The 12,166-nt window shown below is 30.1% G+C and carries 7 protein-coding genes; 1 reads left to right on the top strand and 6 read right to left on the bottom strand.

Going from position 1 to position 12,166, the window contains the following annotated elements; all coding sequences use genetic code 11:
* Positions 1 to 85 precede the first annotated feature (85 nt).
* Entirely contained in the window at positions 86 to 3,130 is a 3,045-nt protein-coding gene (locus HGI79_RS07790) for an efflux RND transporter permease subunit (RefSeq protein WP_185650107.1), read from the bottom strand.
* A gap of 13 nt (positions 3,131 to 3,143) precedes the next feature.
* Entirely contained in the window at positions 3,144 to 4,358 is a 1,215-nt protein-coding gene (locus tag HGI79_RS07785) for an efflux RND transporter periplasmic adaptor subunit (RefSeq protein ID WP_185650106.1), read from the bottom strand.
* Positions 4,359 to 4,620: 262 nt separating this feature from the next.
* Here HGI79_RS07785 and HGI79_RS07780 point away from each other — a divergent pair, with 262 nt between their 5' ends.
* Positions 4,621 to 5,268, top strand: coding sequence for a TetR/AcrR family transcriptional regulator (locus HGI79_RS07780; protein ID WP_313885189.1), 648 nt, complete (start codon positions 4,621 to 4,623; stop codon positions 5,266 to 5,268).
* A 591-nt stretch (positions 5,269 to 5,859) separates the two neighbouring features.
* On the opposite strand, the gene clpB is transcribed toward HGI79_RS07780, so the two are convergent.
* The 4 genes from clpB to HGI79_RS07760 form a co-directional block, all read right to left on the bottom strand.
* Entirely contained in the window at positions 5,860 to 8,448 is a 2,589-nt protein-coding gene (clpB, locus tag HGI79_RS07775) for an ATP-dependent chaperone ClpB (RefSeq protein WP_185650104.1), read from the bottom strand.
* Between the two features lie 435 nt (positions 8,449 to 8,883).
* A complete protein-coding gene (locus tag HGI79_RS07770; protein WP_185650103.1) occupies positions 8,884 to 10,140 on the bottom strand; it encodes a helix-turn-helix domain-containing protein in 1,257 nt (418 codons plus the stop codon).
* Between the two features lie 18 nt (positions 10,141 to 10,158).
* Positions 10,159 to 11,463, bottom strand: a complete 1,305-nt coding sequence (locus HGI79_RS07765) for a helix-turn-helix domain-containing protein (RefSeq protein WP_185650102.1) — start codon at positions 11,461 to 11,463, stop codon at positions 10,159 to 10,161.
* A gap of 283 nt (positions 11,464 to 11,746) precedes the next feature.
* Positions 11,747 to 11,908, bottom strand: coding sequence for a YtxH domain-containing protein (locus tag HGI79_RS07760; RefSeq protein WP_185650101.1), 162 nt, complete (start codon positions 11,906 to 11,908; stop codon positions 11,747 to 11,749).
* Between the last annotated feature and the right edge of the window lie 258 nt (positions 11,909 to 12,166).

The raw sequence follows: 12,166 nt of genomic DNA, 5'->3' as shown, positions 1-12,166 counted from the left end.
CTCATCTAACATATATGGTAACCTTTATTCTGTAAATAATTATAGTAAATACAATCTAATGTAGGTATATATATCTAATTATAATTTATAACTCTACTTTTAACCTTTGTTCTAACTTAGTATTAACTAAAGAATATATTACTGGAACAACTATAAATGTAAGGAAAGTTGCTGTTAAAAGTCCAAACATTATGGTTACAGACATTGGACCAAATAATGCACTTTTAGAAAAGGCAAGAGGTATAAGTCCTGTAATAGTTGCTGTTGAACTTAATATTATTGGTCTAAATCTTTGGCTTACAGCATATAAGCAAGCCTCATCAATAGAAAGTCCTTCTTTTCTAGCATCAATTATATATTCTATAAGCAAGATTGCATTTCTTATGACCACTCCAATCAAACTTATTATTCCCATTACAGCAGTTAATGATAAAGGCATTCTAAATATAAGAAGTCCAATTACCACTCCCATTAATGATAATGGTAGTGAGCACATTATTATAAGTGGCTGTACAAAGGATTTAAATTGAATAAATAAAAGTACATAAATTATTATTATGGTAAGTGCTCCAGCTACTGCAAGGCTGGTAAAGTTTTTTTGTATTTGGTACTTTTCTCCATCATAAAGGACATTAACACCATTTAAATCCATTTTATTTATTTTTTCACTTAATGCATTTTCAATATCTACTGAATTATATCCTGTTTTTATGTCGCTAAATACAGTTATTGTTTTATCTTTTTTATAATGTTTTATTTGATCTAATTCTGAATTAAGATTAACAGATGCTATTTGGGATAAAATCACCTTGTTATTAGTAACACTTGATTTGATTTGTAAATTTTGCAAATCCTTTACCGAGGAAATATTAGTTTTAACTACAATATCATATTCACTACCATTTTTTCTATATACAGAGCTAGTATAACCCTTTAATGCAATATTTATCTGTTTTAGTACATCAGATTTCAATAATCCAAGTTGTGATGCTTTTGTATCATCTATGTTTACCTCATATTCATAAGTCTTTTTTTCAGCATCATCTCTTACATTTAAGGTACCCGGTATGTTTTTTAACTGCTGCTGTATTTTTTCTGAAGCAGCATAAATTTTATCTAAATCATCACCAGTAAGTCTTAAACGTATAGGTGCTCCTAATGGTTGCGCTTGTTCTAAAAGTTTTACTGTAGCTGTGCCTCCAGAAATTTTACTATCTAATAAACTTTGTAGATACTCACCTAATTGTTCTCTAGTTTTAAATTTTTTAGTTTTATCTATATCTACTTTTACCATAACTTGAGCGGTGTCTTTTGAAGCAGCCACTGGAGGTAAAGTAATATAAAATTTAGGCATACCACTCCCTATGGCTGATGTGTAACCAATGACTTCTTTTTGTCCTTTTAATACTTCTTCTACCTTCTCTACCAATTTAGCGGTACTATCTATATCTTCAACTTTTTCATTAGAAATATCAATATAAATTATATTTTTATCTGCATGAGGGAAAAATTGCATTCCTAGACTTTTCATCATAACCATGGATACTACAAAAACGCCTACAGCTGCCATAACAACAGTTTTTTTATGTTTAAGTCCGTAATCCAAAAGTTTGTGAAACATTTTGCGAATTTTACTTTCTTTACTAGTACTCTTACTCTTTCTAAAAGCTAAGGAAGACATTGCTGGAGTCACAATTAATGCTGACAGATAAGAGCATGTCACGCATATCATTACTACTTGAGGCAAGGTTTTTAAAAATTCTCCAACAGCTCCAGGTATTGTTAAAAGTGGAGAAAAAGCACCTACAATAATTAAGGTAGAAGTAAAAACTGGTACAAATAACTTCTTTATTCCATTAAAGGCGGCATCATCTCCGCTCATCCCCTCATCAATTCCTACCTGTATAACATCTCCTATTACAATAGCATCATCTACTAGTATTCCAAGAGCTATAATAAGTGCTGTAGTAGACATCTGTTCTACTTTAATTCCAAGCACATACATCACAAGAAAAGACATTGCTATGGATATAGGAATAACTGCAGATACTACCATGGCATTTCTAAAGCCCATGCCCAAAAGAACAGTTATAACTACAAGAATTACACCTTCTCTAAGATTCTTCATAAAGAATGAAACCGATTGACTTACATCTTTAGGCTGGAAGGTAACTTCATCTATTGTTAAATCCTTTGGCAGCTGTTTTTTTATAGTATCTAGTTTTTCTTTTACATCATTACCTATTAAAACTATATTTTTGTTATCTTGAAAGTAACCTGCTATTAAAACTGCATTAGTTCCATTATCACTAAACTTGTAATTGGCATCATCATCATAATCCATATATACTTTTGCTATATCTTTGATTTTTACTGTTTCTCCAGTACTAGTGGAAACTCCTACAATAGTATTTTGTATATCTTGTAGTGACGTAAAAGTACCTGGTGTTTTTACTTTAATTTTCCCAGTACTTAAATTTAAAGACCCTGAAGGAATATCTATATTTTGAGCCTTAAGTACACTACATACATCTGCTATAGAAATACTGTATTTATTTATTTTATCCCACTGAACTTCTACTTTTACTTGTTTATCCTGTTTTCCTTTTATATCAAATCTGGAAATACCACTAACATTACTTAACTCTTTCTTTATATCATCTGCATAGGTTCCCAGTTGTTCATAAGAATAATTTTTACCTGATATACTTATAAGCATACCAGCTGTTTCTGTAAGATTGGTATTTATTTCACTATCTTCACAACCCTCTGGAAGATCCGATTTTAAATCCCTTATTTTATCTCTTAAGTCCCTCCAAGCTTTATCTTTATCTGCATCATTGTTTAAATAAACAATAACTATAGAAGCACTATTTTTTGAGTATGATTCTACATAGTCATAACCGTCTATTTCTTCAACCTTTTCTTCAATTTTTTTTGTAATCAGCTTTTCTATATCACTTGAAGAAGCCCCAGGATAAATCGTAGTAATCATAGCTGCAGGAGATGAAACATCTGGACTTTCTTGTTTAGGAATAATATAGTAACAATAGAAACCACTTATAATGGCTATTACTACTAAAAATAGTACTATTTTTTTATTTTTTATAGCAGCTTTAATTAATCCCATAATAAATTCTCCTTTACTTTACAACAACTTGGTAGCCAGCTTTTATATTCTTCATACCTTCAATAACAAGCTTATCTTCAGCTTTTAAACCTTCTACCGAAACCTTATCTTCATGAGAATCTCCTAAAGTTATATTTTTTCTAACAGCATGTCCACTTTCTACTACATAAACATAATCTTCTCCATCATTTAAAATACTGCTGATAGGAATCCATATAGAACTTTTTTCTCCTACATTAATATAAACTTTTACAATTTCTCCTATGTAAAATTTGCTGTTATCTATTGGAGTTAAAAGCTTAATTTCCGCACTGTAGGTTCCTGATTGCTTATCTGCCATTTGAATTATGTTTATAATTTCTCCATCAGCTGCAGTATCATCAACTTTAACTGTTGCCTTTGTTCCCACCTGTACTTTTTTCACATCATCATCTGACAATCCTACAGTAATAACTTGATTTTCACTTCTTAGTAAAATAACAGGATTGCCAGCAGCCTGTATTTCACCTTCTTTACAAAGTACGTCTACCACATAACCATCAGTATCTGCAATCAACGAAGCATCTTGAACTAAGTTAACTTTTGAATCATAGTCAGCTTTTGCTGTATTTAATTGAGCTAGAAGAGCTTGTTTATCTTCTTCTCTAGATCCATTTTGAAGCTGTTGTAGACTCTGCTTTGCACTGTTTAAAGCACTCTCACTACTATCTACTTGAAGTTTAGCACTATCAACCTGTTGTTTTGCAACTGCTCCTGTTTCATATAATTTAACATTTTTATCATATAAATCTTTATAGTAATTATAGTTATTTTGTGCATTTTTCACTGCTATCTCAGCTTTATTTATATCTTCAGCCTGGGCACCATTTACTGCTTTATTATATTGTGCAGAGGCTGCATCCATTTGAGACTTAGCAGCCTGCATTGCAAAGTTTAAATCACTTTTATCAAGCTCCACTAGGTTATCTCCTTTTTTTACATGCTGACCTTTAGAAACATATATTTTTGAAATTTTTGCAGAACTTTTAAAAGAAAGCTTTCTTACTTCACTGCCTCCTGTTATTCCCTGATATTCCAAAGAAATAGGGTAGCTTTCATTTTTAACTTCTAAAGTTTTTACTGGATAAGTTTTAGTATTAGACTTATTGGCATCATCTCTTCCACTACATCCACTTAACATAGCAACACTTAAAAATAATGAACAAATAAGCAACATTTTATTTCTCATATTAATCCTCCCAATTTATAAATTAATATCCGCGACTACATAGTTGCGACCACTTAGTCTCTTTTAATTACAGTATCATTTTCATAAGTTACTGTCAATATATAATTTTCCTAAAATATAGAGCTTAACTCGTGAAACTTAGCCTATATTAAGGAAGATTTCTAATGTTCCCCTCTTAGTTTATCCATTAAACTTAATTTAGCACTTGATTAATTCTTACATTTGTAGTTATAATTCTTGTGTAAAACATCACTAAATGGAGGTGTTACTTTTGCCCAATAAAACTTTCTTTAATTTGCCAAAGGAAAGACAAGAAGAAATTATAGAAATATGCGTTGAAGAGTTCTCTACCAACGATTATAATTCGGCTTCTTTAAATAGGATTATTGAAAAACTAGGAATTGCCAAAGGAAGCTTTTATAGATATTTTAGTAATAAAACCGATCTATATGAATTTCTTATTGATTACGTATTAGAAAAAAAACTAAACTATATAAAAGATTTTTATGAATACCAAAGTAATTCTTGGGATATTGATATTCCTAAAAAAATCGTATATCGTTTAGTAGAATTCGATTTTATATATTTTAATTATAGTAATTTTATTCTTTCTTCTATAAACAACAAAAATCTTGATGAATGTGAATTTATAAACAGAAAACCTGCGCTGGATATTGTTAGTGATCTTCAAAAAAAAGGAATAATTAGAAATGACATCAATATTGATCTTATAGAGTTTAGGTTGTTTAGGAATTTGATACTTTTAAGAAATTTTATTATTAAGAAATTAAATATACCCCTTGAAGAATTACAACAAGGAGCAATTACTTATAAAAAATATGAAAAGCCTATAAAGGAGATTATTGATCAGTACTGTGATTTGTTAGCAAATGGATTAAAAGCAAAATAATTTATAGGTACGGAACTTTTAAATTTAATTTATTCCACATAGGATATTACTAGATTAAGCCACTGATAAATAGTTTAAGAAAGTCTAAGCCTCAAATTAGCAGAAAAGCTAAGAACTTTGATAAACTCGCTTAGGCTCAAACAGTATCAAAGTGCTAAGCTTTTCTACTAATTTAAGACTAAGACTTTCTAATAAACTATTTAAAGGTGGCAGAATCTAGTAATATCCTATGCTACATAAATTAAATATAAAAGTTCCACATCTATTATAGGGTTTCTAGCTCTAAACTTAACTTATACGTAGGAATATGTTGACAAAACTGAAGCACATTTAAAAACTTTTTTATCAGTCTTAGTGAAGTGTTTTAGAAAATCTTAGAACCTTAGATTGTTTGAGCGGATCGAGTTTATCGAAGGTTCTTATTTTATTAGGAAACTCATCTTCCTAACGTCAGATGAGTAAGCGATTCGCACAAAATCACAGATTTTGGCTCTCTGCTTAAAACACGAACTTTAGACTGATTAAAAGTTTTTAACGTGCTGAAGTTTGGCAACATATTCTGGAGTATAAGTTAAGTTTCAAGTCTGGAACCTATATCACAATTTCCTCGCCATTGGAGTCTACTGTCACGGTACAACCTTCGTATATGTCTCCTTTTATAATCTTCTTAGCTATAGACGTTTCCAGTGAGTTTTCTATATATCGTTTAAGTGGTCTTGCTCCGTATACAGGATCATATCCTTCCCGTGCCATAAGTTCCTTAGCTTTATCTGTAACATTTAAGGATATGTTTCTATCTTTAAGTCTTTTTCTTATATCTTCAAGGAATATGTCAATTATATACTTTATTTCCTCTGTAGCTAAAGGCTTAAATAATATAATATCATCCAGTCTGTTTAAAAATTCAGGTTTAAATCTACGCTTCATTTCACTCATTACTTTGTCACGTATATTATGCTCAATTTCTTTACTATCTGTATTCTCCAAAAGATAGCTGCTTCCTATATTTGAAGTCATGATTATAATACAATTTTTAAAATCTACAGTTTTTCCTTGGTTATCTGTAAGTCTTCCATCATCTAATATTTGAAGAAATATGTTAAATACATCTTCATGGGCTTTTTCTATTTCATCAAACAGTATTACACTATAAGGTTTTCTTCTTACAGCTTCAGTTAGCTGTCCTCCTTCTTCGTATCCCACATATCCTGGAGGAGCTCCTATAAGTCTTGATACAGAATACTTCTCCATATACTCGGACATGTCTATTCTTACTATATTTTCTTCACTATCAAATAAATTTCTAGCTAAAGTCTTAGCAAGTTCTGTTTTACCTACTCCTGTTGGACCTAAGAATATAAAAGAACCAATAGGTCTTCTAGGATCTTTCATTCCCGCTCTAGCTCTAATAACTGCATTTGACACCGCAGTAACAGCTTCTTTTTGTCCTATTACTCTTTTTTCTAATTCATCTTCAAGCCTTAGGAGCTTTTGCTTTTCACTTTCTATTAGTCTTGATACTGGAACACCAGTCCACTTTGCTACTATTTGAGATATTTCATTTTCTGTTACTTCTTCTTTCAGCATAGCATTTTCATTATTTTCTTTAAATACAGCTTCTTTTTCATTAATTTGTTGTTGAAGCTTTGGAATAACTCCATATCTAAGCTCTGCCACCTTATTTAAATCATATTCTCTTTCAGCTTTTTCTAGGCTTCCACGGGCTTCATCTAACTTTTCTTTTAAATTTCTAACCTCAGTTATTTGAGCTTTTTCTTTTTCGTACTTAGCTGTTAACTCGTTGTCTTTATCCTTTAAGTTACTAAGCTCTCTCTCAATAAATTTAAATCTTTCTTGAGATGCAGTATCTGTCTCTTTTGATAGAGCTTCCTTTTCAATTTCCAGCTGAAATATTTTTCTCTTTATAGTATCCATTTCTGTAGGCATACTGTCTATTTCTGATCTTATTAATGCACATGCTTCATCTATTAAGTCTATAGCCTTATCTGGAAGATATCTTTCAGTTATATATCTATCAGACAGCTTAGCTGCAGCAACTATAGCTGAATCATGAATTCTTATACCATGAAATATTTCAAATCTTTCCTTTAACCCTCTTAAAATAGATATGGAATCCTCTACAGTAGGTTCCTCAACTGTTACTGGTTGGAATCTTCTCTCTAAGGCTTTATCCTTTTCTATATATTTTCTATACTCATCGAAGGTTGTAGCTCCGATGCAATGCAGTTCTCCTCTAGCCAACATAGGCTTTATAAGATTTCCTGCATCCATAGAGCCTTCTGTTTTTCCTGCACCTACTATAGTGTGGATTTCATCTATAAATAAAATAATTCTTCCTTCACTTCTCTCAACTTCTTTTAAAACCGCTTTAAGCCTTTCTTCAAATTCTCCCCTAAACTTTGCTCCGGCAATTAAAGCTCCCATATCCAAAGAAAATATTATCTTATTTTTTAAGCCTTCTGGTACGTCACCTCTAACAATTCTCTCTGCCATGCCTTCAACAATAGCAGTTTTTCCAACTCCCGGTTCTCCTATAAGTACAGGGTTATTTTTAGTTTTTCTTGACAATATTCTTATAACCCTTCTAATCTCCTCATCTCTACCTATAACAGGATCTAGCTTATGTTTTTTTGCATCTTCTACAAGGTTTCTGCCATACTTAACTAGTGCCTCATAAGTACCCTCTGGGTCTTGAGTATCAACCCTTTGATTCCCTCTTATGTCAGATAACACATTTAAGAATGTATTCTTTGTAATATCAAATTTCTTTAATATACTGGATACCTCAGTATCGTTTACATCCATAATACCAAGCATCACATGTTCCACACTAATATAAGAATCCTTAAACTTATTAGCTGTATTTTCAGCCTTTACAAACACATCCTCTAGCCTTCTTGTAGCATAAACTGATGCAGCCTGTGCACCAGTCCCTAGAACCTTTGGCATTCTACTTAAGACTTTATCTATTTCACTATTAAGACTTTTTATATTCACTCCCATTTTCCCAAATATATTAGGAATAAGCCCATCCTCTTGACTCATTAAAGCTGAAAATAAATGAATAGTATCTACCTGTTGGTGATTGTTTCTAACGGCAACAGCCTGTGCTTCATTTAAAGCCTGTTGAACCTTAATGGTTAACTTTTCAACATTCATTATAATCCCTCCAATGTGTATAAAAATTTGACAGCAAATTTATTGAATATAGTACAAAGATATTTAGATTTCTTTGAATTTTATTATATACAAAAATAAGTATAATTTATATATTTTTTTGGCAAAAAATTATAAACAAAAAAACAGAGACTAAACTTAATTAGTTCTGTTTTTTTAATGTATATACCCATAACTTAAATTTAATTTATAGGTAGGGATACATTACTAATGTTGAAGTCACATTTAAATATTTTTTTATTAGTCTTAGTGAAAATTTGATAAAAAATCTTAGAACTTTAGATATGTTTGAGGTACGAGTTTATCAAAGTTCTTAGATTTTTCTCAAATTTGAGCTTTAGACTAATTAAAAATATTTAACGTGACGAAACATGGTAATGTATCACGGAGTATAAATTAAATTTCGGGCATGGTTATTTATATTTTCTTTTGCAACTGTATTGCAAAATTAAAATACTTTATAGATTCAGCTACATTTCCCATTCTATGATACATAGCTCCAATCTCCATATACCTTGCATGTATTTTATTATTTGTTGCAAACTTCAACAGTGCATCTAGTGATAAATTCATATACATTTCCGCGGAGGTAAGGTTTCCTTCCTTTTCTAAGATAAGAGACTTGTAATAGTAAGCTCTTTCAATAAATACTATATTATCAATATTTATAGCATGGTTTAATGCTGTATCACATATATTTCTTGCTTTATTTAGAATATCATTTTCTATAAGCTTACTAGTATTCATAAGCATAAAGTTAACAAATTTTTTTATATCATCCTGAGGATAACAATCTAAAGCTTTGTTTATATAGTCTATAGCTTTATCTTTAAGATTTATGCTAAACATAACCACAGCATAATTATACATAGCTTGAGATTTGTGAGCTAAATCATCCTTATACAATTCATAGGATTTCTTCTCATAATCTTCAAAATCTTTTCTTATATCTTTTCTAAGAGAAAGCATAGCCAACATATGGTAAGCTTCTGCCCTTTTTATATCATCCTCTATATATTCTATTAATTCTATAAACTTAAGAGCTATATTATACGCTTTTTCATAATCCTGCAGCATCATATAACAAGCAGCTTGATTATAAGTAGCTCTTGCAACATATTGAAGATTATTGATTTCTGTAGCAAGATCTATCACATTATTATAGTAATTAGCTGCTTGTATAAATTCCTTAGTACTATAGAAAAACTTAGCTATATCCATATAGTATATAGCTCCTCTTTCTTCTGAAAAACATTTTTGCCAGTAATCATAGTATTTAGAAAGCATAAGCTGTATCTTTTCAAGTTTATTTTCATCTGAATAAAAATTAAATAATAAATGAACAATTTTAAAGGCTGCATCATAGTATGAGTTTTCTTCAGCAAACTTCAGATTATACTCTAATTCCTTTTCATATGTCGCAAAATATCTTTGATTCTCTATATTTTGAATATTAGCCAGTATCTGAGCTTTTACATCTTGCTTTAAATATTCAGCATCAAGCTGAAGCTTGTCTGCTACAAAGTCTAGCACAGAATCCTCAGCTTTTATCTTTCCATTCTCAATACAACTCATTTTTGAAACAGATATCTTATCTTCACATAAGTCTTTTAAAGTATACCCCTTATATATTCTAGCTCTTTTAATTTTTTCGCCCGTAGAAAGTATCTCCATAATTATCACCTATCCATACTAAGACTCTTTCAAAACCCCAATCTTCTTAAATATTTCCACACCATCATTCAAATATTTTGCTGCTTCCTTTTCTCTATTTATATCTATATAGAACTTACCAAGCATAATAGATATTTCTGCAACTTCTTTGTTATAATCCATATTCTTCACAAAATTCAAGGCCATTATTAGTGTATTTTCAGCCTCTTTAAATTTTGCTTCCAGCATGTCCACTCTATATTTAAGCAAATAATATTGTATTAATCCCTTATGACTTCCATCACTGATGTTATCCATGACTTCACTTAAAACTTTTCTAGAATTTTCAACATCCTTTAGCTTGATATAGTTTTCGCAAATATCTACTAAAGTTTCTACTAAAGTTGAATCCTTAATTCTAATCTTTAGTTCCTTTGCTTTATTCAAATGCATAAAAGATTCTTCTAAATTATCAAATTCATTAAATAACTTTCCTAAGCTGCTTTCAATTCTTGCAATATTAGTTATATCATTTATTTCTTTATAAACAGCTAAAGTTTTCTTAGAATATTTTATTGCATTATCTACATCACCATTCTTATTAAATTCTTCAGATAAAAGCAGTAGTATTTTTGCATACTCCTTTTTATTATCCATTTGTCTGAATTTTTCCTTTGCAAGAAATGAATAATTTATGGCTTTTTCAGTATTCTCTAATTTAAAATATATACAAGCTATATGGTAATATATTTCGCCAAGTAAAAAGTCATTACCTATATTATTATCACTATAAACATTTTCTGCCTGTTGAAAATAGCTGCAAGCAGAATGATATGCCTTCAACTTCATAGCAATTTTACCTAAATTCACAAATGTATTTATAGTCTCTTCATAATTATTATTCTTTATAAATATTACATTAGATGAAAGAAAAAACTGCTGTGCAAGAGCACATTCTCCTTTAGAAACATAAATAGTACCCCTAAGGTATAAAATCTTAGCTTTTCTATAGTCTAAGTTATACTTCTCAGCATAATATAAAGACTTTTCAATATATTGTTCACCTTGACTTAAATCTTCGTTAATTATATAGGATTCAGCTATGTTTTCAAAGTATGTACAAATTTTTTCTGCTTGTGTTTCTTCAGATTCCATCAAATACTCTATAGAAGTACTTAAGGCATTTGCCAAATACTCCAGCAAATCCATACTTGGATTAGACTTTCCTGACTCAACAAGGCTTATCTGTCCTGGTGTAATCCTATCCCCTGCTAAATCTTTTAAAGTCATGTTAAGTTCTTTTCTTCTTCTTTTGATCTTTTCCCCTAAAGATAGTATTTCCATAACTCACTCTTCCTTTACTATCCATATATTAATGTGTAAAATTAAAATATACTAGAAATTTTAATATATCTATACCATTATAACATATTTTTTAATGATACCATAAAAACTTTTAACAAAATAGTGCTACTACACAATTTTTTTACAAATTTATTCAATAAATTCACCTTAATATAAAGTATATTTGCGTATTACCTTATTTATACATAAAAATTGCGTACTTTAAATTAAAACTTTAATTTAGAGTACGCAATTTAATTCTATAGCTAACAAAGTTTCTATATTACCAACCTTTTTTAACATTATCGTAGATCTCTTCTGCTGCACCTCTTACACGTCTTGTAGTTTTTTTTATTCTTCTCCTAGTACTTCTATCTAATTCTGGTGCAAACAGCATACTTACTGCTGCTCCTATTAACGCTCCTGTTATAAACCTCCTAGGCATATTCTATCCTCTCCTTTTACTATTCTATTCGAATATAGAGTATGTAGTTTTGTAATTATTAAACAAAGAAATTTATAGAAGTTTATAGATAACTACAGCTTAAATTTAACTTATACGTAGGAACATACTGCCAAAACTGATTTCACATTTAGAAACTTTTTTATCAGTAGTACTACAGACTGTTAAAAACACTATACAGATTAAGAAACCAACTAAACCCTTAATACTTCATAGTGATTTAGACTACCAGTACAAAAG

This window comes from Clostridium sp. DJ247, assembly GCF_014231265.1.
Note: the sequence above shows the minus strand (reverse complement) of the source record. Positions and strands in the feature narration are given on the sequence as shown.